16 protein-coding genes are annotated in these 21913 nt (G+C 58.5%); 8 read left to right on the top strand and 8 right to left on the bottom strand.

Going from position 1 to position 21913, the window contains the following annotated elements; all coding sequences use genetic code 11:
• Positions 1-847 precede the first annotated feature (847 nt).
• On the top strand, positions 848-2005 hold the full coding sequence (locus tag CFII68_RS25355) for a S9 family peptidase (protein WP_018600356.1): 1158 nt from the start codon (positions 848-850) through the stop codon (positions 2003-2005).
• A gap of 844 nt (positions 2006-2849) precedes the next feature.
• Here the strand turns inward: CFII68_RS25355 and CFII68_RS25360 are convergent.
• The 5 genes from CFII68_RS25360 to CFII68_RS25380 all read right to left on the bottom strand — a co-directional run bounded on the left by CFII68_RS25360 (position 2850) and on the right by CFII68_RS25380 (position 8519).
• Positions 2850-4592 (bottom strand): OPT family oligopeptide transporter, encoded by a 1743-nt coding sequence (locus CFII68_RS25360; protein ID WP_018600354.1) that lies wholly within the window; start codon positions 4590-4592, stop codon positions 2850-2852.
• A gap of 166 nt (positions 4593-4758) precedes the next feature.
• Positions 4759-5166 (bottom strand): VOC family protein, encoded by a 408-nt coding sequence (locus CFII68_RS25365; protein ID WP_018600352.1) that lies wholly within the window; start codon positions 5164-5166, stop codon positions 4759-4761.
• Positions 5167-5189: 23 nt separating this feature from the next.
• Positions 5190-5615, bottom strand: coding sequence for a YciI family protein (locus CFII68_RS25370; RefSeq protein WP_018600350.1), 426 nt, complete (start codon positions 5613-5615; stop codon positions 5190-5192).
• A 165-nt stretch (positions 5616-5780) separates the two neighbouring features.
• On the bottom strand, positions 5781-6800 hold the full coding sequence (locus CFII68_RS25375) for a substrate-binding domain-containing protein (protein ID WP_024618072.1): 1020 nt from the start codon (positions 6798-6800) through the stop codon (positions 5781-5783).
• Positions 6801-7406: 606 nt separating this feature from the next.
• Positions 7407-8519 carry a GNAT family N-acetyltransferase/peptidase C39 family protein gene (locus tag CFII68_RS25380; protein ID WP_018600346.1) on the bottom strand — a complete coding sequence of 371 codons (1113 nt, stop codon included), beginning with the start codon at positions 8517-8519 and terminating at the stop codon, positions 7407-7409.
• Between the two features lie 92 nt (positions 8520-8611).
• Here CFII68_RS25380 and CFII68_RS0125720 point away from each other — a divergent pair, with 92 nt between their 5' ends.
• Both CFII68_RS0125720 and CFII68_RS25385 read left to right on the top strand, forming a co-directional pair.
• Positions 8612-10198, top strand: a complete 1587-nt coding sequence (locus CFII68_RS0125720; RefSeq protein WP_033062325.1) for a RimK family protein — start codon at positions 8612-8614, stop codon at positions 10196-10198.
• 66 nt (positions 10199-10264) lie between these two features.
• Positions 10265-11215 (top strand): magnesium transporter CorA family protein, encoded by a 951-nt coding sequence (locus CFII68_RS25385; RefSeq protein ID WP_018600342.1) that lies wholly within the window; start codon positions 10265-10267, stop codon positions 11213-11215.
• 30 nt (positions 11216-11245) lie between these two features.
• Here the strand turns inward: CFII68_RS25385 and CFII68_RS25390 are convergent, their stop codons facing one another.
• Together CFII68_RS25390 and CFII68_RS25395 are read right to left on the bottom strand one after the other, a co-directional pair.
• Positions 11246-13147 carry a potassium transporter Kup gene (locus CFII68_RS25390; RefSeq protein ID WP_050585377.1) on the bottom strand — a complete coding sequence of 634 codons (1902 nt, stop codon included), beginning with the start codon at positions 13145-13147 and terminating at the stop codon, positions 11246-11248.
• 301 nt (positions 13148-13448) lie between these two features.
• The gene (locus tag CFII68_RS25395) at positions 13449-15440 is read right to left on the bottom strand and encodes a sigma-54-dependent Fis family transcriptional regulator (protein ID WP_033062323.1); all 1992 of its coding nucleotides are present in this window, start codon (positions 15438-15440) and stop codon (positions 13449-13451) included.
• 193 nt (positions 15441-15633) lie between these two features.
• On the opposite strand from CFII68_RS25395, the gene CFII68_RS25400 reads away from it, so the two are divergent.
• From CFII68_RS25400 to CFII68_RS25410, 3 genes are all read left to right on the top strand, one after another.
• On the top strand, positions 15634-16656 hold the full coding sequence (locus CFII68_RS25400; protein ID WP_018600335.1) for a Gfo/Idh/MocA family oxidoreductase: 1023 nt from the start codon (positions 15634-15636) through the stop codon (positions 16654-16656).
• The gene (locus tag CFII68_RS25405; RefSeq protein ID WP_018600333.1) at positions 16653-17444 is read left to right on the top strand and encodes a TIM barrel protein; all 792 of its coding nucleotides are present in this window, start codon (positions 16653-16655) and stop codon (positions 17442-17444) included. The genes CFII68_RS25400 and CFII68_RS25405 overlap by 4 nt, the downstream gene beginning before the upstream one ends.
• An 81-nt stretch (positions 17445-17525) precedes the next feature.
• Complete coding sequence (locus tag CFII68_RS25410) at positions 17526-18452, top strand: sugar ABC transporter substrate-binding protein (protein ID WP_018600331.1); 927 nt, start codon at positions 17526-17528, stop codon at positions 18450-18452.
• 109 nt (positions 18453-18561) lie between these two features.
• On the opposite strand, the gene CFII68_RS25415 is transcribed toward CFII68_RS25410, so the two are convergent.
• The gene (locus CFII68_RS25415) at positions 18562-19437 is read right to left on the bottom strand and encodes a LysR family transcriptional regulator (RefSeq protein WP_018600329.1); all 876 of its coding nucleotides are present in this window, start codon (positions 19435-19437) and stop codon (positions 18562-18564) included.
• A 99-nt stretch (positions 19438-19536) separates the two neighbouring features.
• On the opposite strand from CFII68_RS25415, the gene CFII68_RS25420 reads away from it, so the two are divergent.
• Together CFII68_RS25420 and CFII68_RS25425 are read left to right on the top strand one after the other, a co-directional pair.
• Positions 19537-20706, top strand: a complete 1170-nt coding sequence (locus CFII68_RS25420) for a mandelate racemase/muconate lactonizing enzyme family protein (RefSeq protein WP_018600327.1) — start codon at positions 19537-19539, stop codon at positions 20704-20706.
• A gap of 101 nt (positions 20707-20807) precedes the next feature.
• Positions 20808-21913 (top strand): cation:dicarboxylate symporter family transporter (locus CFII68_RS25425; RefSeq protein WP_018600325.1); only part of this gene is annotated, 1106 nt, incomplete at its 3' end.

Below are 21913 nucleotides of genomic sequence, written 5' to 3'. Positions count from 1 at the left end.
ACTGTCGCCAGCCGTCTGCGCCAGTGCCTGCATGCGCAGGCGCGCTTCCCGGGCTCGACGCAACGAATCGGCATAGCCGAGAAACTGCTCCAGATACGTGCTAGCGGCCATGCGTACTGCACTATTGGCGGGCTCAGCATCGAGTTGCCGGTTCAGTGTGCCGATCGCCTCGCGGACCTGGTCCAGGCGCTGTGGAGCAAGGTCCAGGGCGAATGCTTTCTCGGCGATACGCGCGCGCAGGATCAGTGCTTGGATCGACGACTCCTGACGCGATTGTTCACCGCGCTGCTGCAACACTCCCAGGGAACGAAAAGCAGTGACCGCCACCGCCAACGTCACCAGCAGCACCAGACCGAAACCCAGCGACAGCTTGGCCCCCACCGATAGATTGCCAAACACACGGCTCAGTACGGGCATGTCAAACTCCTCGCACGGTCGTGGAAAAACAGCCTGCCCTTGGCGACCAGGCTGATCGCTGTGCCGGGTTTGGACTCACTCATCTGCCGATACCTTATTCTTGTTGTTGTGCGCGCCCGGGACTCCGACCAATAGCGCGGTGTAGCCGCAACTCTAATGAGTCGTACCTCGACGACACCAATCGCATCCTGCGTTATGAGCAATCGCAAAGTACGATGATAGGTATCCGGATTTGCGGCTTGAACGGTGAGAAGAAAACCCTTAGGCCATGGCGCCCATACGCTCTATCAGCGTTCGCAATACCTCCCATCCCGACTCGCGATTGGCCAAACCATTGGCCTCCTCTTAGCCTGCTTCGAACCGTCAGGCCTGGCCATCCCCGCGTCGGACCTGACCGCCTGCCTTTGCTCGCACAAGGACAATAACAATCATGTTCCGCTACTTCCCGACCAACTACGTGTGGAATCTTTCCGTCGACCTGGCCATTGAAATGGGCGCCCGCATCGGCGAAATCGAAGAGATGTGCGCGCCGTTGCAAGAGGCCGCCAAACAACCGGACGCCGCCGGTAGCAAGGCCTTCCGTGAGACCTGGGCGAACATGGCCGACAAGCTGTGCGGCCTGGCTGAAGAAGACGAAGGCAAGGGTCGAATGTTGTCTGCCGGTGAAAAATACAACCGCGCCGCGACCTACTACCTGAGCTGCGAACGCCTGCAGGCCCATGGTGCTCCTGGCCGCACGGAGCTGTACCAGCGCTTTTTGCACACCTTCCAACGCGGTATCGAACTGGCACGAGAGAACTGCGAGCGCGTTGAAATCCCTTACGAAGGCAAACACATTTCCGGCCTGCTGGTCCGTGCCGAAGGCGTCAGCGGCCCAGCGCCGATTCTGGTGCAGGTCAATGGACTGGATTCCACCAAAGAAATGAAATACCGCGTCGGCCTGCCCGCCTGGCTGGCCAAACGGGGCGTGTCGTCGTTGATCATCGACCAGCCCGGCACAGGCGAAGCACTGCGCCTGCATCACCTGACGGCGCGTTTCGACAGTGAGCATTGGGCCAGCCGCGTGGTGGACTGGCTGGAAACCCGCGACGATGTCGACGCCAAACGCATTGGCCTGGAAGGTGTGTCACTGGGCGGCTATTACTGCCCGCGCGCAGTCGCCTTTGAGCCGCGCTTCGCTTGCGGCGTGGTGTGGGGTGCTAACCATGACTGGCGTGATGTGCAGAAGCGTCGCCTGGAAAAGGAAGGTAGTTTCCCGGTTCCCCATTACTGGTCGCATGTGGCCTGGGTCTGGGGCGCCAAAGACACCGATGAGTTCATGGCCATCGCCGAGAACGTCCACCTGGACGGCATACTCGATCGCATCAAGGTGCCTTTCCTGGTCACTCACGGTGAAAAGGATTCGCAGATTCCACTGAAGTGGGCACACCGCACCTACGAACAGTTGGTCAACAGTCCAAAGCGCGAGCTGAAAGTCTTCACCGAACGTGAGGGCGGCGTGCAGCATTCGAGTTTCGATAACAGTATCAATGCCGGTCAGTACATTGCCGATTGGGTGGCTGAAGTGCTCGGTGGTCGTACTGCATGAGGGGGGTTGAACGTCCCGGCACGACTGTAATGCTGTTCACTTAGGAAAAACGGCGCTTCTTTCAGAAATGGGAAGCGCCGTTTTTTTGGGTTCGGTTTTACGGGTGGTTTTGTGTGTGTGTATATCCGTTGCTGCGGTAACGGCTGCTTAGGGTTTCGCCCTTACGGCGAGTCACTTTCGAAAAGCCCGGAAGCCGGCCCAGTCGAAAGTAACCAAAGCGCTCCTGCCCCACCACTTGGTGCCTCGCCTAGGCTCGGCATGCCTGCGTTCAGCCAGCGTGGTTAACGGGGCGCCGAGATCAACGTCCACCGCGAGGCGGCCTAACAGCCGACCTGGCTCTCCCGGTCGTACACCCGTTAGATCTGTGGGAGCAAAGCTTGCTCGCGATAGCGCTGGGTCAGTTTGCGGTGATGTTGAATATGCCGGCCTCATCGCGAGCTTGCTCGCGATAGCGGAGGCTCAGACACTTAGATGCTGGCATGTGTCCTGCTCTTGCTCTCGCTCTTGCTTTGGACTTTGATCTCAACGCCCCGTTAAACCACGCTGGCCGAACGCAGGCATTGCGCAGTGGACATCCCGGCATGGATGCCGGGATAGCCGCGCTGGGCCATGGATGGCCCTTCGCGGCGGCCCACGGAGCAATGCCGGAGTGAGGGTATGCCGAGCCTAGGCGAGGCACCAAGTGGTGGGGCAAAGCGCTTTTGGTTACTTTTGGCGCTCTTCCAAAAGTGACCCGCCGTAAGGGCGGAACCCTAAGCAGCCGTTACCGCAGAAACGGATATACACACCACTCTGAAGCGCGCCCATCGCATTGACGAGACCAACCGTCGATAGTTACTCCATCTCACCCATCCCCAAGCATCTGCCACAACGACGCCCCCACCCCAGTAATGCTCTCCCCGGCAATCAACCCCGCCGCCGCGGTAATGGCAAAGCGTTTCGTAAGGCTCGGCCAGCGACAGCTCACCAGCCATGTCAACAGCGCACCGAGGGCCATCATCAGGGACACCGAGGCCGGCAAGACGAAGGCCAGGCCCAAGGCCGCCGTGCTTGGCAGGTACCGGGCCCGATGCGCCGGCAGCAGGCTGTCGAGGACTCCCAACAACAAGCCGACCAGGCCACCGATGAAAATCGCCCAGCGAATGCTCGCTGACAATGAATCCAGGCCCAGGGTCAGGGTTTGCGCCACGGCCTTCCAGGTGGCGACTGCCGGGGCTGGCCACTCTTCAGTGAGCAGCATGGTTTGCGGGTCCGGGATCAGGGCCAGGTAAGCCAACACCCCGACGATGCTACCGACGAAAATCCCCAGGGTCTGGGCGATCAGTTGCTTGCGCGGCGTGGCGCCGATCGCCCGGCCGACCTTGAAGTCATTCATCAAGTCGGTGCACTGCCCTGCCGAACCACCGGCAGTGTTGGCGCTCATCAGGTTGATCGGCACCTGCCCCGGGGCGACGATGCCGAAGCTCAACTGGGACAATTGGCCGATGGCCCCGATCGGCGGAATGCCCGTGGCGCCGACCACTCGGGCGGCCACCGCCGCCAGGCAGATCGCCAAGGGAATGGTCAACAAGGCCATCCATGGGTTGATGCCGAACAACAGCACTTGCAGGCTCACCACCAGGATGATCGACAGTACAAAACCGGTGGCAGGCCCAGGCTTGGGTATCGTCCAGATCGCCCCACCGCCCGCCAGGGTGGACCGGTGCAATGCCCACAAGCGAATCGCCAACGAGGCCAGGGTCGAACAGACCATCAGGCTCACCCCCGGCCAGAGCAACCACTCCACCAGTGCCGCGAACTGCGGGCCGCTGCTGCCGTGCGGCAACTGCACCAAGCCTTGCGCCAGCAGCCACGGCGCCAACCCGCCCCACGCCAGCAAGGCACCGAGCAGCAAAGTCAGGCCCACGCGTATACCGATGATCCCGCCGAACCCCACTAACAACAGCGAAGGGTCAGCGGTAAACGTCAGGCGCTCCAGTTGGGCGCTCGGAGACCAGCGCGGGATGGTCCACATGAAGGTGTCGACCGCCTTGACCAACCCGGACAGCAACGCGGCGCTGAGCAACACCTTCAAGCGCGTCGCGGCTTCGTGGCCGTGGTTATAGATATGCAGCAGGGTTTCCAGGGTCGCCATGCCCTCGGGAAATTTCAGCGCCTTGTCATTGAGCAATGAGGGCCGCAGGTACCAGGCAATCCAAATCCCCAGGAAACTCACCGAAAAGACCCAGGCCACCATGGGAATGGCGTCCAACTGCTGGCCGGTCAGCAAGGTATAGGCCGGGATGGGCGCGACCAGCCCACCGGAAATGATCGACGCAGCGGCAGAGGCCACGGTCTGGTTGATGTTGCTTTCGTGCAGCGTCCAGGGCAGTCGCCCCACCGACCGACTCGCCAGGCCTTGCCAGATGCCATAACCGATCAGCAAGGCAATGATCGACATATTGAACGACCAACCGATCTTCAACCCGGCGTAGACATTGGAAGGTGTCAGCAGGATACCGAGGACGATTCCCGTGCTGACCGCACGCAGACTGAGCTCGCGTTCGACGGTGGTGGTCAAGGGGAATGTGGACGAGGTCGGATGCATGCGAAGTCCTTGTCGGCACTGGAGGGCAGCCGTCAGATTCAGACTGGCCCCATGTGGGAGCGAGCTTGCTCGCTCCCACAGGACCACTTAAAACGGCACTTCAATAAGTGAACGCAGTACTGGCGCAAGGTTCACCCGAGTCGTCCATCCATGGGCTGCGCTCGACTTATTTTCCCCCCTCGTAATTGACCATCCAGGCAATCCCGAAACGGTCTTCGAACATGGCAAAGCGTTCCGCCCAAAAGGTCTTCTCCAGGGGCATAAACACACTGCCACCCGCACTCAAGCCATTGAACAGCCGCTCGGCCTCCTCCGCGCTGTCGACATTGAGGGACACCGAAACGCCTTGTGGTTTGCTATATGGCTGGCCTGGCGGGCAATCGGAGGCCATCAGGCTGAAAGCGCCGACGGTCAGGCAAGTGTGCATGATCAGATTGGGATCCTTGGGCATCCCGGTCTCCTCGGGGGTCTCGGCAAAAGACATGGAAAACAGCTCGCCGCCCAGTACCTCCTCATACAAAGCGAAGGCTTGCTTGCAGTTACCGTTGAAGGTCAGGTAAGGAATGATTCTCATGGTGGGATCTCCTGTATCCGGCTTCACGATTGGCCGGACATCTGCGCCCGCAAGCGTTCTTCCTGCTCGCGCAATTCGGGGGTAAAGGACTCGCCGAACTCCTCGAACTCGAAGATCTGGCGGATCTCGATTTCACTGTCGCTGACCATCGGGTTCGGGCAGCGCTTGACCCAGTCGATGGCCTCCTGCAATGACTGGACCTTGAAAATCCAGAAACCGGCGATCAGCTCCTTGGTTTCAGCAAAGGGCCCGTCGACGACAGTCCGGTTCTTGCCGGAAAACTGCACGCGCACGCCCTCGGCACTGGGATGCAGGCCTTCACCGGCGAGCATCACCCCGGCCTTGACCAGTTCTTCGTTGTAGGCGCCCATAGCGGCCAGCAGTTCTTCGCTGGGCATTTCTCCGGCTTCCGACTCTGGACTGGCCTTGACGATCACCATAAATCGCATGCTTTTTTCTCCTGAGAATGGATGGATCAAGCCGTCCGTGTGGCGGCTCTACGGACTAATCGAATGGCAATGGTCGAAATCGACAGGTCGACACCATTATTTTTCGATAGACCGTTGGCGGCCTGGGAGACCCAGGCTCCCTGGCCGTGAAGCCACGTCCAGCGCTCAGGGATTCCACTGGAATCGATAGATGTCTCGATAACCATTGCTGGGGTCGTACAGGAGCTTTGTCCCGCCGTCCAAGGTGATATTGGCGGCATTGACCAAGTGAACCGGTGCCACGAAGCCGCTCACCGGCTGGCCTGCCATCAAGCGGTTCAATTCATCGATCACCTGCCAGCCATGCACGTTGAGCGGTTCGGCCACGGTGACGGTCTGGTAGTTTTTTTCCTGGATGCGCAGGAACGCCGAAGCGCTACCGTCCCCGGCCGACAACAGGCTGATGCCATCGCGGGGTATCGCGGCGCTGGCCAAGGTGGCCACCGCGTAGTCGAAATAGATATCGTTGATGGCCAGCGTATGGGTCCAGCGCTTGCCATGGCGCTGGAGCAGTTCCGTGGTGATCGCCGGCATTTTCTCGCGGCTTTCGGAGATCGCGACATCGCGCACCTCCAGCAACGAGCACTCCCGACAGGCCCGAATCACGTTTTCCATGGCCTTGGCTTTCGCCATGGCGATGCTGTACCTGGAGTCGGTCAGGATGACAACCCCGGCCTTTCCGTTCGACTGCGCCACTGCCGCCATGGCCGTGATGCGAGCCACTTCGAGCGGGTCGGTCGTGACGTTCATGGCCATCGGCGTCCCATCAATCGGCCCGGGCCGCTCCCCGGCGTGCCAGCCCACCACTGGCACGCCCTTGTCAGCGAAGACGGCCAGCGCCGCCTTGTTTTCAAGGGCATCGGCACCGCACAGAATGAGGCCATCGGGGTTCGCCGCCAGGGCATCGGCAAAGGCCTTTGCACGCCCATCCGGGGATCCGGCGCCATCGAAGACCCTCAGCGTCCAGCCCATCGCCTTGGCGGCCTCACGAGCGCCCTGGGCGACGCCGACAATGCCTCCATTGCGCATATCTTCTGCGACAATGGCGATGCTCTTGCCGCGCTGGGCGCGCGGGCCGGATTCGGGGCCGCTCCAGGGAACGGCGCCGAGAGTGGCCTTGGCAACCATTTCCTGTGCTTGAGTCACCGTAACCGTGGCGTCCGTCGTTGCCGGTAGATCCTGGCCGTATCCGGGCGTGGCCGTGAAGAGACAGAAAGCCGTCATTGAAATTATCTTGAGCAACCGGGACCTGGCCTTACAGGTTCGATCACCACATGTGATACCGGGTCGGGAGCCGATGGCGCGATCATAATGTGTCATGGCGTCTCTTTTTTTATGGATACAGAGTTCAGATTCAGTGTCCGCAAGGATAGTCGCTTCTGCCGTCATCGACCTGAAAGGGGAATAGTAAGTTTGTAACATCCTTCCAGCCCCGGTCCTCGCGAGAGATGAGGTGGCACTTGCTCCACTGTCTCAAGATATTCGAAAGCGTGCTCAGGTAGATCGTAGAGCAGACCGAAGCTGCAGCATGACCAGGCTCTTGGAACAGACACATAGCGGAGAATCAACTCCATTCAATGTAGCGGATGCTCCAGGGCTGCGAGTTACAACTACCTGTGCATCGTACCCGCAGGCAGCAGCGTCACGGAGTGAAGCCACTGATAGCCCAGACCGAGTTCAGCCGTGAACAAACCGCCAGGCTGATCGCCCTGATGATCGCGATCAGCCGAGCCACCGGCGTTGGGTATCGCTTCATACCTTGGGCATGGATTGACGAGGGTAAATCGTCACGGAGGCGCGTAGCTTATTGCCGCCGAAAACACACATTTTGTCGAATGCCTTGTGGCTGACGGGAAGATGCTGGCAGTCAAGTGCCTGACGGTGCTGACTATGATCAATGTCTGGATCATGCAGGTAGACGAAGTCCTCGTCGTAATCAGTGACAATGACCCAGTGCGGGGCTTTTGAGCGCGTCAGTCGGTAGCTGCTGATCAACACCAGGGGTTGACCGCCCTCCTTCAGTGCCTGAGCCAGGTCCAGTTGGTTGCTGCTCACCTGCTCCACATCACTCTGCGCAAGTTCGCTGCAGAACGCTTCGTGTACCAGGCGCATGACTTCTTTTTTATGTTCGTCGCGCACGCCGTCGAGAAATAGCGGACCTACAATACTCACTTGCAGGCGTACTCGAAACCCTCGACGCCAGGCCGCCAGTGCCAACCCTTGGGGACTGCAACCACCGTGCCCTGAAGTCATGAACACGGTGGTGGCTTCACGCCAGATTTGCAGTTCGTCCCTACGTCCGATTAAACGATCGGGTTGCAATGCCTTCATGGCCATCAAGAGGCAAGCCGGGCCGCAGGTAAACTCAGTGGTCTGTTGGTAGTAAGGTACTTGGAGCTCACGGTTTTCCCGATGCTGCACAACACGCTTTTCCAAGCGCAGTGCATGCAAATGGTCTTCGTAGTAGTCGTTTACCACGGCGAAGCGCCGGTACCCATTGCGCTCATAAAGACTGATGGCAACCGGATTATCCGGTCGGACTTCCAGTCGCAGGTAGGCGCAGTCGTTCGCGCGTGCGCACTCTTCCGCCTGATCCAGTAGCTGTTTCCCCAAGCCCAGGCCACGACTCTGGGTGGCGATGGCGATGGAGTACAGACGCGCCAGCGAGGTGCCGCGGTGGAACAAGACCAGGCAGTAGCCCATCAATTGGCCCTCGGCCTGCGCGACGATCAGGCTGGCATGGGCTCGGCCGATCATCCACTGGAAACTGCGCGGCGTGAGCCGGTCATGGGTAAAGCACTGGTTTTCCAATTCCAGCAGAGACTTCAGATCATCGTGTGTCGCCTTGCGAAATACCAGGTTCATATAGCCGCCGTAAAAGTTGCGTAACGAAACGAGACTTTTAAAAAGTATCGTGCTTAATAGATAAGGACTTGTTCTCCAACGGACCTTCTCATATGTCAGCGGTACAGGGTGATTTGCGTGAAGTATCAGAGCAAAATCGGCTAGCGGCAATATCAAACCTTACTTATTTATCGAGCGCACCCAGGCGGCAAAGCCAAGTCGTTATTATTGTTGAGCGAAAAGAAGACTGGGCGTCTTATTTCCCATCAGACGATGTGATGAGTGCCCAGGAATATCTCGAGCAACTCCTTGAAAGCGAGGCTGGCAAGCGTGTTCAGGTTATTAATCTGTGTCGGAGCTACAAGTACCTAGGACACGGATATTACTGTTCATTGCTGGCAGAAGCACGCGGCCATAAAGTTATTCCGTCTGTGCGGACCATCAGCGAGTTGACCCGAAAGTCACTGTACAGCCTCGCGCTGGATGACTTGGACAAGGCGCTGGACAAAGCACTGAACAACCACCTTTATAGTAATACCGAAGGATTCACGCTCACTCTTTACTTTGGTAAAACCAACCTTGAGCCCTTGCAGGAACTGGCCCGGCAAATTTTCGAAATATTCCCATGCCCGATCCTCCTGGTGGAGTTCCGTAAAAGCAATAGTTGGCATATCGAGGGGATAAAACCTGGTGTCTTGCAAAAGCTACGCGAAGACCAGGAGGATCAATTTGCCAACTCGCTGGACAGTTTCAGCCGCAAGATCTGGCGAGTACCGCGGTCACCCCGCGTGGCCCGTTACGACCTGGCCATATTGCATGACCCGCAGGAATCGCTGCCGCCTTCCAATGCCAAGGCACTGGAAAGTTTTATCAGGGTGGGCAAAGGCCTGGGCATTGATGTCGATCTGATCGAAAAGAAAGACTACTCACGAATAGCCGAGTATGACGCCCTGCTGATTCGCGAAACCACCAGCGTGGATAACCACACCTATCGCTTCGCCAAGAAGGCGGAAAGCGAAGGCCTGGTGGTGATGGACGATCCCACTTCAATCCTGCGCTGTACCAACAAGGTGTACCTGACTGATCTGCTCAAAAGCCATCAATTGGGTATGCCGGCAACCGAGATTCTCTACAAGGAGCGACCGGAAGACTTCGAGCGAGTCGGTGAACGCCTGGGCTTTCCATTAGTGCTGAAGATTCCCGATGGTTGTTTTTCCCGTGGCGTAATCAAGGTTGAAAGCCAACAGGCGCTGCTGGATGCCACCGCTGAGCTCTTCGAGCACTCGGTATTGCTACTGGCTCAGGAGTTCTTCTACACCGAGTACGACTGGCGCATCGGCGTACTCAATCGCAAACCGATATTCGCCTGCCAGTACTTCATGTCCAAAGGTCACTGGCAAATCTACAACCACAAGGCCAAGGGCCAGGACATTAATGGGGAATGCCGCACTTTGGCGGTTCACGAAGCACCGCGGGCGGTGGTGGAGCTGGCGGTGAAGACCGCAAACCTCATCGGAGATGGTTTGTACGGGGTCGACCTGAAACAGTCGGGGGATAAGGTGGTGGTCATCGAGGTTAACGACAACCCGAACATGGACGCGGGCATCGAAGACGCCTACTTGCAGGACGACCTGTATTCCCTGGTTCTGGAAGAGTTCATTCGCCGTCTTGAGCTGAAACGTCGCGGTCAGGCCTGGTGAATACTTGATCCGCTACACGACCTGCAAGACACTGACTTCCTCTGTCAACAACGCCATAGGTCAGACGTGATCAAGAGTTTCTTACTCGCCAATGGGGCGCTGGTACCGGTTGAACAGCTCAAGGCTGATGTGATGTTGTTCAGTAATCCCGATGCGGCAGAACGAGATCTGTTGCGCAGCGAGTTCAAACTGGACGATCACGCGCTGGCTTCGGCACTGGATCCGGACGAAGTCTCACGCATCGAATTCCATCCGGATAACCTGTTCTTGATCTGGAAGCGTCCGGAAAGTTACTCGGGCGGAGATAGCCTGGCCTTTGAGGTCTCATCGTTCGGCTTGCTCTTCTCTAAAACACGCTTGCTGATAATCGCGACTGACGACTCCCAGTTGAGTGGATTGGGGCAGCGGCACCCCTTGCACACAACGCAAGATGTGCTGCTGGATATACTGTTCAACAACCTCCACCACTACCTGGGCCACCTCAAGGTGATCAAGATGGTGGCTCGCGAGCTGCAGCAGAAATTCAACGCCTCGATGGAGAATCGACATCTGGTCCAGATGTTTAACCTCAGCGAAAGCCTGATCTACTACATCAATGCGATTCACAGCAATGGTGCGGTCCTGACTCGGCTGCGCAACCATGCGGAAAAAGAGCACTTCAGCGTCGAGGCGATTGCGCTTATCGACGATTTGATCATCGAAAACACCCAGTGCAACAAACAGGCGGAAATCTACTCCAGGGTGTTTGCCGGCTTGATCGACGCACGCGGCAATTTGATGAACAACACCATGAACAACCTGTTACGCAAACTGACGCTGATCAATGTGGTTTTCCTGCCTCTCAACCTGATCGCCAGCATTGGTGGCATGTCCGAGTTCAGCATGATGACCTCAGCCGTTCCCTGGTGGGTTGCCTATCCGCTTTTTCTCACGGGAATGGTAGTAGCCGGGGGCCTGATGGTCATCGCGCTCAAGCGTCTGACGCGTGGTTCATCCAGCATGAATGGCCCGCATTGAACGAGCCCCTCTGGATACTCGATGACTCTTTTACATCTCGACCTGTGTGCCCAGCTCTATCACCCGGTTCAACGGCAACTTGAAGTACTTCAGGTTGCTATTGGCGTTCTTCAGCAAAAACGCGAACAGGGTTTCTCGCCAACGGGCCATTCCGATGCGCTTGGTCGGGATCACCGTCTCCCGGCTGAGGAAATAGGTGGTGCGCATCGGACTGAAGTCCAGTTCAGCCAAGTGACAGAGACTCAAGGCCAAGGGGACATCGGGCTCCTCGATAAAGCCAAAGTGCAGACTGACCCGGAAGAACCCTTCTCCATAGGCTTCAACCTCAAACCGTCGGTCAGCACTCACACGAGGGCTGTCTTCGGACACCACTGTGAGCAATACCACTTGCTCATGCAAAACCTGGTTATGCAGCAGGTTGTGCAGCAATGCATGAGGAACAGCATCTGTCCTGGCCGTAAGAAACACCGCCGTACCTTGCACCCGATGGGGAGGCTGCGTACGGATACTGCCGATGAATAGCGGTAGAGGAAGTGCGGTTTCATCCAGCCGCTCAACAATAATCTTTCTGCCCCGCTTCCAGGTCGTCATCAAAATGAACAGGCTGATGCCGGCAATCACCGGGAACGCGCCACCCTGAAAGATTTTGGGTGCATTGGCCGCAAAATACAGACCGTCTACCAGCAAGAATCCGAGCAGCATTGGGACGGCCAGCCAGCGCGGCGTTTTCCACAGGAGCAGGACGACAGCCGAGGACAAGATTGTCGTGATCAACATGGTCCCCGTTACAGCGACGCCATAGGCTGCGGCCAACGCACTGGACGACTCGAAACCAATCACCAACAGCACGACACCCACCATCAACGCCCAGTTAACCGTACCGATATAGATCTGTCCCTGTTCCTGGCTGGATGTATGCTGGATAAACATGCGAGGGACGTAACCCAACTGGATGGCCTGGCGAGTCAGGGAAAAAGCACCGGAGATCACGGCTTGAGAGGCGATGATGGTGGCCAGTGTGGAGAGCGCGACCATCGGTAACAGTGCCCATTCAGGCGCCAGTAAATAGAACGGGTTGCGCACCGTCTCCGGGTTTCCCAGGATCAGGGCGCCTTGGCCAAAGTAATTGAGCACCAAGCCGGGCAACACGAGAATGAACCAGGCGCGAGCAATGGGCTTGCGGCCAAAGTGGCCCATGTCGGCATACAGTGCTTCAGCACCGGTCAATGCCAACACCACGGCGCCCAGAATGGCCACGCCAATCCCCGGATGCACCACAAAAAACTGCACTGCCCATGCAGGATTGAGCGCCTGCAGAACTTCCGGTCGTTGCAGGATGCCGTAAATGCCGAGCGCACCCAGCACCATGAACCACAGCACCATGACCGGGCCGAACAGGATGCCGATACGCGCCGTGCCATGTTTTTGAATCAGGAACAGCGCTACCAGGATGACCACGGACAGCGGAACGACCCACTGTTCGATTCCATCGAACGCAAGCTGCAGCCCTTCGACCGCCGAGAGCACCGAGATGGCCGGGGTGATCATGCTGTCCCCGTAAAACAGTGCCGCGCCGAAGAGCCCGAGCAATACCAGGACCCTGCTCATTTTGGGAAACGGTGCCGCAGCCCGACGTGCCAATGCGGTCAAGGCCATGATGCCCCCCTCGCCCTGGTTGTTGGCGCGAAGGATGAACAGCACGTACTTGATCGAGACGACCCAGATCAGTGACCAGAAGATCAACGACAGAATACCCAGTACACCGTCCTGGTTGGCCTGGACGCCGTAGTGACCGGCGAACACTTCTTTGAGTGTGTAAAGCGGGCTGGTGCCAATGTCCCCATAAACCACGCCCACCGCGGCGACGAGCAAGCCCACTCCTGATGTTTTGGCATGGGAATCTTCATGGGCGGAAATCGCTGCTTCGCTCAAGGGTTGCGTCTCTCAAATTACGGGGGGAAGTGTATGCCATCCTTGAGCAATACGATTTGCCAGGGCCATTGGAAATGCAAGGCGCTCGGACGATCTGAAAATCGCGGCCAGTATCGTTGTGGGTCAAAACACCTACCGTAAAAAAACCGTAAAAATTTTACATTCCTCATTCTGTCCGTCATCGTCAGGACTGCGCGTTAACGCTTCCCCATCACGGCAGATACGCGTTATCGAGCACGCTCTATACCAGCAGCCAGCGAGGGATCGTGGCAATTTTCAGAGCATTTACGACAGCATCCCGCTAAGAACGAAACGCATCAACCTTGAGCCCAAACCGGCTCATTTTGTTGTACAACCCACCCCGCGACACATTCAGCCGTTGAGCAGCCAGGCGGATGTTTCCGCGCGTGTCCTTGAGGGCAGCGATGATGGCATTCATCTCATGGGTACCAAGATCCGGCGCCATCCGCGGCTCAGGGGCACTTCCCCATGTCGATGGGCGCCCTCGCTGCCTGATATCCAGGGCAAGATCGCTCGGCTCGATCAGCTCGGTCATCGCCAGGTTGGTCGCCCGCTCAATGACGTTTTCCAGCTCACGGACATTGCCTGGCCAGTGATAGGCGCCAAGCATCTCCAGGGCCGCTGGCGAAAGGTCCTGCATCGACTTGCGCAGCGATCGGGCACATCGCGCGAGAAAATGCCGCGCCAGCAACGGCACATCTTCGCGACGCATCCGCAGTGGCGGCACCGTCAGGTTCAGCACGTTGAGCCGGTAGTAAAGGTCCTCACGAAAGGCGCCCTCGGCCACTGCCTGGCTCAGGTTGCGGTGGGTGGCGGCGATGATGCGCACGTTGACCCGCAGCGATTTTTTCGCCCCCACCCGTGTCACCTCGCCTTCCTGCAGGACACGCAGCAGGCTGACCTGTGCATCGAAGGACATGTCACCGATTTCATCGAGGAAGATCGTCCCGCCATCGGCCAACTCGAACTTGCCTGCCGACCCACCGCGTGCCGACCCGGTGAAAGCGCCTTCGACGTGTCCAAACAGTTCGCTCTGCACCAGGTCACGGGGAATGGCGCCGCAATTGACCGCCACAAAAGGCCCGCCACAACGGTCGCTGCCATTATGGATGGCCTGGGCGAACAACTCCTTGCCAGTGCCGCTCTCACCGAGGATCAGCGTGGTCGAATCACTGCGACTGGCAATCCGCGCCAGGTGCAGTGCATCCTCAATCGCCTGTGAACGGCCGAGGATGGTTTCGAAGGTGTAGCTGGCCTGGGTGCCAATGATCCGCCGGGTGATTTCCCGGATGCGTCGGTTCTCGCGCAACGACACAATCCGCCCGCCTTGCTCCAGCGGGCAGACCGACACCAGGCAGGCCAGATGGCTGCGGTCGGGCAGTTCAAAGGTGCAGTCCAGGTCGCGCACGCCGTCCCCGCCCGCGAGCAGGACTGCATCGGTCAATTCGCTCTTGCCCAGGCTCTTGAACGGACTGCCGAGCAGGTCATGGCCGACGCGGAACAACTGTCGGGCGTAATGGTTGAGCGCCTTGATGCAGCCCTGCTCATCCAAAACCACCAAGCCTTCGTTGAGCACCTCAAGGACCGTTTGCTGTTCTTCCAGCAAGGCTTGCAGCGCCATCTGCCTCGAGACCGCCTCGGCCGCAGCCTGGACGGTGCCCAGCGTATGGAAATGAAACCAGCCGGGCTCTGCCGTCAAGGTCAACATGCCCAGCGTCCGGCCTTGGGCATCGCGGATCGGCGCAGCGGCGCAATGCATGCGGCGCTGGCGCAGGCCAAGCCCGAAGTTCTCTTCGGCCAGCACATACACCAAACGGTCTTCGACGATTGCCAGCCCGGTGCAATTGGTGCCCTGTACCGACTCCAGCAATCGACTGCCGATGGGTGTGAGGTCCAGGCCACAGAAATACAACGTCGTGCCTTTGGCATCGGTCAGGTTGATATGACCCCTGGGGTTATAGGCGAGCAACCCGCGCATGACTTGCGCCGCTGCGGCGATCAACACCCGATTGGCTGCCAGTGTCGCGGTCAGGTCGGCAGGCGCGACAAAACGGTACTCACCGTCTTCCGGATCGAGACCGGCACTGACGCTGCGCAACCAGGACGTCCAAATCACCCGCCGGATCCCGACAGGCCGATCAGTATCTCCCCGCAAGCACGCTCGCCAGGCCTCATCCAGCGCAGTGCCTGGCCCTTCATTCAACGACGCGGGGCCCAGCGTGGTGAGGTAGTCACGGTCTTCGGCGCTCAACGCTGCAGGTTGCTCATTCATTATTCGGCCACATGTTCATATTTTCGACATGTCAGTATAGACATGTCATTCAAATGAACATCACTTCAAATGAATGCTAATAAAATATATTAAATATCAATCACTTAATTATTGGCACAGCGCTTGCTCCTGCCTGGACAGACGAGGACATTCTTACCGCCGAGTCGTAAAAACAATAAAGGGAGTCATGTTCATGAGCACATCCAAAACCCTTCGCCTTGGCCTCATCGGCGCCGGCCGCATGGGCAGTTTTCACGGCCTGACCGCCGCCAGGCACATCCCCGGCGCGTGCCTTGCCGCCATCGCCGACCCTACCCCCGGCCAAGCCGCACGCTTGGCGGCAGAACTGGACGTGCAGAAGGTCTATACCGACCCACAGCAATTGCTGGATGACCCGGACATCGACGCCGTGCTGATTGCCGCCCCGGCACGCAGCCATGCCGAATTGGTGATCAGTGCGGCCCGGGCCGGCAAAGGGGTGTTCTGTGAAAAACCGATGGCCATCACCCTGGACGAAGCTGACCGCGCCATCGCCGCCGCGGCCGATGCACGGGTGACGCTGCAAGTCGGCTTCAACCGTCGCTTTGCCAGAAGTTTCCGCACCGCTCACCTGGACGTGGTTGCTGGCCGGATCGGTACCCCACAACTGCTGCGCTCGCTGACCCGCGACCCGGCGCTGAACAACCCGGCCGCATCGCCACAATGGGTGATCTTCCTGGAAACCCTGATCCATGACTTCGATACCCTGCGCTACCTGAATCCAGGCGCCGAGGCGGTTGAGGTTTTTGTGATGGCCGATGCCCTGATCGCACCGGCCTACAAGGACAAAGGGTTTCTCGACACCGCGGTGGTCACGATCCGTTTCGATAACGGCGCCATCGCCACGGCCGAGGCCAATTTTCAAGCCGTGTATGGCTACGATGTCCGCGGCGAAGTGTTCGGCAGCGCTGGCATGCTGACCATGGGCAACGTCAACGACTCTGACTTGCTGCGGTACCTGGCCAATGGGGTCCAGGCCGACACCCAGCGCCTGGACACCGACCTGCTGCGTGATGCCTATGTGGCCGAGCTCAACCACTTCGTCAGTTGCGTGCGCAGCGGTGAAAAACCGCTGGCCAGCGGTGAAGATGCACGGGCGGCACTGGCCATCGCCCGCGCCTGTATCGAATCCTTCCAACAGGGCAAAACAGTGCGTGTGCAAGGAGCTCAGTCATGAGTTTCACACCGTTCAAACTGGCGATCAGTGCCGAGATGGTCTTTCTCGACCTGCCCTTCACCGAGCGGGTCAAACGCATCCATGCGCTGGGCTTCAGCGTCGAGATATGGAACTGGACGACCAAAGACATCCAGGCCCTTGTAGCGACCGGCGCGGATTTCACCTCCATGACCGGCTACATCTCGGGCAACCTGACCGATCCGGATGATATCCAGCTCCTGCTCGACAGCGCCCAGGAATCCTTGGCCGTCGCCGCTCAGTTGGGCTGCCCCAGCTTGAACCTGCATGGCACCGGCCTGGGTGACCAGGGCTTGCCGGTCAAACCCGTGGCCCAGACCACTGGTCGCATGTGGTTGAACGCCTGCAAGACGCTGGAAAAAATCGCCCGCCTGGGCGAGGACGCGGGTCGGGTTTTCCTGCTGGAGAACCTCAACACCGAAGTCGACCACCCGGGCACGCCGTTCGCCCGTGCCGACGACACCCTGGCGCTGATCGAGGCCGTGGGCAGCCCGCACCTGAAGATGAACCTGGACCTCTATCACGCACAAATCGGCGAAGGCAACCTGATCGAACTGATCCAGCGCGCCGGCAGCGCCATCGGCGAAATCCAGGTCGCCGACGTCCCGGGGCGCATGGAGCCCGGTACCGGTGAAATCCATTATCCCGCCATTGCCAGGGCCTTGTTCGGCATGGGATACAGCGGTGTCGTCGGCCTCGAAGGCTGGGCCAGCGGTGACAGCGAGGTCGCGCTTGAACGTTTCAGGCAGGCCTTCACGCTTGATGGATAAAGCCCGCGCCGAATTCAACACGTGCGGCAGATTTTCATCTCTTGATGACGTACAACCCATAACAACAAAAGGAAAACCATCATGCGTCGTTGCACACTGCTTTTCGCCACCCTGCTCTTGTTCTTCAGCCAATGGGCCGCCGCCGACTACCGCATCGGCGTCAGCATCGCCAGGGTCGACGACAACTTCATGACCTACGTGCGTAACGGCCTGGACGAGGCCGCGAAAAAGGAAAACGTGCAGATTCAGTTCGAGGACGCCCAAGGCGATGTGGTGCGCCAACTCAACCAGGTCCAGGGCTTTATCAACCAGAAAGTCGATGCGGTCATTGTCCTGCCGGTGGACACCTCCGCCACGGCCAATATCACCCGCGCCGCGGTCGAAGCGAAGACGCCGCTGGTCTACGTCAACCGCCACCCGGACGAGCGCACCTTGCCCAAAGGCGTGGTCACGGTCGCGTCCAATGACATCGAGGCCGGACAGCTGCAAATGCGCTACCTGGCCGAAAAGCTCGGCGGCAAGGGCAACCTCGCGATCATCATGGGCGACCTGGCGCAAAACGCCACCCACGACCGCACCGAAGGCGTCAAACAGGTGCTCAAGGATTATCCCGGGATCAAGATTGTCGAACAGCAAAGCGCCGAGTGGCAGCGCAACAAAGGGATGGACCTGACCAGTAACTGGCTATTGGCGGGCAGTCGTTTCGACGCCATCGTCGCCAACAACGACGAAATGGCCATCGGTGCGGCCATGGCCTTGCAACAGGCCGGCAAAGCCAAGGGCGAGATCGCGATTGTCGGCATCGACGGTTTGCCTGACGGCCTGGCGGCGATCAAGCGTGGGATGCTGGTCGCCTCGGTGTTCCAGGACCCCAAGGCCCAGGCGACCAGCGCGGTACAGGCCGCGCTCAAGATGATCAAGGGAGAGCCGGTGGAAACGGACGTCTGGGTGCCCTTTCAGTTGATCAAGCCTGAGCAATTGGCGGTGTTTGAACAACATTACAAGTAGCGACACGCTCGTCACTTCGCCGCGGTCCCGGCAAGGGATCAGCGGCGATTTGCACACTCAAATTCTATTTTTATTGAGCAACGCAGCGCGTTACATGAAACGCGCCTGGTCACTGCCCCAGCCGGGCCCAGAACGCTTCGGCAGACTGACTGAGCGGCGCCGATGGACGGGTCAGATGAATTTCCAGCGGTATATCCCAGCTTTCGTCGAGCGCCCTGACTAAGCGCCCATCCAGCATTTCCTGCTCGGTGAGGCTCTTGGGCAGCCAGGCCACGCCTTTGCTTTCCAGGGCCATGGACATCAGCACCGCGGCAAGGTGGCTGCTGAAAAGTGGCTTGAGGTGCAGGTAATCTTCTTTGCCACGCAGCCTGTGGGCGACGATACGCCCCAGTCCAGACTCATGGGTGTAAGCCAGGTATGGCAATGCCGCAGGCGAGGTGCCGAAGTTGGCAGAAGCACTCGCCAGAGGAACGAGAACGTCTTCACCCACCTTTTTGCCGATGAACTGATCTGGGGCGAGCAAAGGTGGAACATCGGGATGGCGATGGCAGAGCAGAAACTGAACCTGGCCATGTATCAGCATCTGCTCACAGACAGCCATGCTATCGGAGTGCAGTTGCACAGCCTCAATGGGCGCACCGCTCTCCGAGCTTCGAAGCCACCTGGGAAAAAATGTAAACGACAGGGAATGCGTTGCCGCAAATTGAAGCGACCTGGCAGCCATTCCAGCGACCTCTTGAGCCTCGTTGCGCATTCTGTACAAGCGCCTGGCAGCCTCCTGGGCACTGGGCAAAATTTGCCTCCCGGCTTCAGTCAGCGTCGCGCCTTGAGGCGTTCGAACGAACAATTGCACCCCCATCCAGCTCTCCAGCGAGCGCACTCTGCGACTGAATGCCGGCTGGGTAACGTGCCGCGCTTCAGCCGCCCGAACGAAGCTGCCGTACTCCGCAAGCGCTGAAAAGTCCTCAAGCCAAACGAGTTCCAAGGGCCATGCCTCCTGTGCATAGGGTGCGGCATTAATAGCATTGGGCGGGTGACATCGCAAAGCCTAACGTGGGGCCACAAACAACAAGAGGACCCCGCCATGCGTATCGTAGACATTCGTGAAAAAACTGTTTCCATTGCCTCCCCAATCGCTAACGCCTACATCGATTTTTCGAAAATGACGTGCTCGGTTGTCGCTGTCATCACAGATGTGATTCGCGACGGAAAGCCCGTCATCGGCTACGGTTTCAACTCCAATGGCCGCTATGGCCAGGGCGCACTGATGCGTGATCGTTTCCTGGCGCGTATCACGGAAGCGGATCCAGACACGCTCATCGACCATGCCAACAACAACCTGGACCCGTTCGCCATCTGGAAAACCTTGATGACCAACGAAAAGCCAGGCGGCCATGGCGAGCGCTCGGTTGCGGTGGGCACCATCGACATGGCCGTATGGGACGCCGTCGCCAAGATTGAAGGCAAACCGCTGTATCGCCTGCTGGCCGACCGTTACCGTAACGGCGTGGCCGATGACAAGGTCTGGGTCTATGCAGCGGGCGGCTACTACTACCCAGGCAAAGACCAGACCAAGCTCAAGGCGGAAATGCAGAGCTATCTGGATCGTGGCTACGACGTCGTCAAGATGAAGATCGGTGCGGTGCCGCTGGACGAAGATATCCGTCGCATCGAAGCGGTGCTTGAAGTGGTTGGCGATGGTCGTCGGCTAGCCGTCGATGCCAACGGTCGTTTCGATCTGCAGACCGGTATTGCGTACGCCGAGGCCATCAAGCCGTACAACCTCTTCTGGTACGAAGAGGTCGGCGATCCACTGGATTACGCACTCCAGGCCGAGCTCGCCAATCACTATGAACTGCCCATGGCCACCGGGGAAAACCTGTTCTCCCACCAGGACGCCCGCAACCTGCTGCGCCACGGCGGCATGCGCCCCGATCGCGACTATCTCCAGTTCGACTGCGCGCTGTCCTACGGGCTCGTGGAGTACATGCGCACCCTCAAGGTGATGGAAGAAATGGGTTGGTCTTCCCGTCGCGTAGTTCCGCATGGTGGTCACCAGATGTCCCTGAACATCGCAGCAGGTCTGCACCTTGGCGGTAACGAATCGTACCCCGATGTGTTCCAGCCTTTCGGTGGCTTCGCTGACGGGATCCAGGTGGAAAACGGCTATGTCGGCCTGCCGGATATTCCAGGTGTCGGCTTCGAAGCCAAATCCGCTTTGTATGCCGTCATGCGTGAATTGGGCGAAAGCTGATCACCCTCGATCTGCGGTCTCTGTCAAAGAGGCCGCAGCACCCGGTGTCCCCTCTCGACGCCAAGCCACAGCCCATCACAAAAATAAAATGAGGTGCTTCCGTGGAAATCTCCAAATCCCGCTGGTATGGCCAGCTGTATGTGCAAGTACTCATCGGCATCGTGATCGGTGCAGCAATCGGTTACTTCGTGCCTGATATCGGTGCCAAGCTCCAACCCTTTGCCGATGGTTTCATCAAACTGATCAAAATGCTGTTGGCGCCGATTATTTTCGGTACGGTCGTCGTCGGTATCGCCAAGATGGGCAGTATCAAGGAGGTCGGACGGATTGGCGTAAAAGCGCTGATCTACTTCGAGATTCTTTCCACCATCGCCCTGGTCGTCGGCCTTATCGTGGTCAACATCGTCAAGCCTGGCGTCGGTATGAACATCAACGCTAGCGCGCTGGATGGCGGTGCCATCAGCAAATACAGCCAAGTTGCCAGTGAGCAAGGTGGCGCCATTGAGTTCTTTCTCAATATCATCCCGCAAACCTTCATCGGCGCCTTCTCCAATGGCGTCATGCTCCAGGTCATCCTGCTTTCGGTCTTGATGGGTGTTGCCCTGGTTCAAATGGGCGAAACCAGCAAGCCGCTGATCAACACCCTTGATCTGTTCCTGCAAGGCCTGTTCAAGATCGTTGCAATGGTCATGCGCCTGGCGCCACTTGGTGCCGGTGCCGGCATGGCGTTCACGATCGGCAAATACGGAATCGGTACCTTGCTGTCGCTCGGCCAGTTGCTGGTCGCGCTCTACCTCACGACCTTGATTTTCATCGTGGTCGTGCTGGGTGCGGTTGCTCGCTGGTCGGGCATGCCGCTGATGCAGTTTCTGCGTTATTTCAAAGATGAAATTCTCATCACCCTTGGCACCTGCTCAACCGAAGCCGTGCTGCCGCGAATGATGGTGAAGCTTGAAAAGCTTGGCTGCAAAAAATCCGTCGTGGGCATGGTGTTGCCAACCGGGTACACCTTCAATGCGGACGGCACCTGCATCTATCTCACCATGGCCGCGATCTTTATCGCCCAGGCGACCAATACGCCACTGACTTTTGTGGATCAGATGATTCTGCTGGGCGTATTCCTGCTGACCTCAAAAGGCTCGGCTGGCGTGGCGGGCGCGGGCTTCGTAACGCTGGCTGCCACGCTGACAACCATTCACTCCATCCC

The organism is Pseudomonas sp. CFII68 (genome assembly GCF_000416195.1).
GTDB lineage: Bacteria > Pseudomonadota > Gammaproteobacteria > Pseudomonadales > Pseudomonadaceae > Aquipseudomonas > Aquipseudomonas kilonensis.
Note: the sequence above shows the minus strand (reverse complement) of the source record. Positions and strands in the feature narration are given on the sequence as shown.

Excerpts from the sequence above, each read along its gene's own strand:
- CFII68_RS25365 (WP_018600352.1), bottom strand. The coding sequence starts at position 5,166 with ATGAGAATCATTCCTTACCTGACCTTCAACGGTAACTGCAAGCAAGCC.
- CFII68_RS25360 (WP_018600354.1), bottom strand. The coding sequence starts at position 4,592 with ATGCATCCGACCTCGTCCACATTCCCCTTGACCACCACCGTCGAACGC.
- CFII68_RS0125720 (WP_033062325.1), top strand. The coding sequence starts at position 8,612 with ATGTCAGCGGTACAGGGTGATTTGCGTGAAGTATCAGAGCAAAATCGG.
- CFII68_RS25420 (WP_018600327.1), top strand. The coding sequence starts at position 19,537 with ATGCGTATCGTAGACATTCGTGAAAAAACTGTTTCCATTGCCTCCCCA.
- CFII68_RS25355 (WP_018600356.1), top strand. The coding sequence starts at position 848 with ATGTTCCGCTACTTCCCGACCAACTACGTGTGGAATCTTTCCGTCGAC.
- CFII68_RS25370 (WP_018600350.1), bottom strand. The coding sequence starts at position 5,615 with ATGCGATTTATGGTGATCGTCAAGGCCAGTCCAGAGTCGGAAGCCGGA.
- CFII68_RS25395 (WP_033062323.1), bottom strand. The coding sequence starts at position 15,440 with ATGAATGAGCAACCTGCAGCGTTGAGCGCCGAAGACCGTGACTACCTC.
- CFII68_RS25410 (WP_018600331.1), top strand. The coding sequence starts at position 17,526 with ATGCGTCGTTGCACACTGCTTTTCGCCACCCTGCTCTTGTTCTTCAGC.
- CFII68_RS25400 (WP_018600335.1), top strand. The coding sequence starts at position 15,634 with ATGAGCACATCCAAAACCCTTCGCCTTGGCCTCATCGGCGCCGGCCGC.
- CFII68_RS25405 (WP_018600333.1), top strand. The coding sequence starts at position 16,653 with ATGAGTTTCACACCGTTCAAACTGGCGATCAGTGCCGAGATGGTCTTT.
- CFII68_RS25380 (WP_018600346.1), bottom strand. The coding sequence starts at position 8,519 with ATGAACCTGGTATTTCGCAAGGCGACACACGATGATCTGAAGTCTCTG.